This is a genomic window from Halomonas sp. ND22Bw, from assembly GCF_003011945.1.
In the GTDB taxonomy this organism is placed as follows: domain Bacteria; phylum Pseudomonadota; class Gammaproteobacteria; order Pseudomonadales; family Halomonadaceae; genus Halomonas; species Halomonas halophila.
Genome location: NZ_PXWD01000142.1, coordinates 1 through 469, shown reverse-complemented (window position 1 = coordinate 469; position 469 = coordinate 1). Strand labels below are relative to the sequence as shown.

Below are 469 nucleotides of genomic sequence, written 5' to 3'. Positions count from 1 at the left end.
CTCGGCGGCCTTGTAGCAGGCGACGCCGCCGGTGAGTCCGAGGACGATGTGTTTGCCGGAGAGGTCTTGCATGGGGCAAGTTTAAGTGGCCCGCCTATAATCCTCATTTCCCACTGACCGGACTTGAAAGTCTGGAAATGGCATGACCAAATTCGTCTTCGTCACCGGCGGTGTGGTGTCTTCCCTGGGCAAGGGAATCGCCTCCGCCTCTCTGGCCGCCATCCTCGAATCGCGCGGCCTCAAAGTCACCCTCATCAAACTGGATCCGTACATCAACGTCGATCCGGGCACGATGTCGCCGTTCCAGCACGGCGAGGTGTTCGTCACCGACGACGGCGCCGAGACCGACCTCGATCTCGGCCATTACGAGCGCTTCACCGGGCTGCCGGCGACGCGGGCCGACAACATCACCACCGGGCGGATCTACCTCGACATCATCACCAAGGAGCGGCGCGGAGACTATCTCGGC

1 pseudogene is annotated in these 469 nt (G+C 62.0%); it reads left to right on the top strand.

Going from position 1 to position 469, the window contains the following annotated elements:
- Positions 1 to 142 precede the first annotated feature (142 nt).
- Positions 143 to 469: pseudogene (pyrG, locus tag CVH10_RS17390) on the top strand (CTP synthetase); the annotation flags it as partial.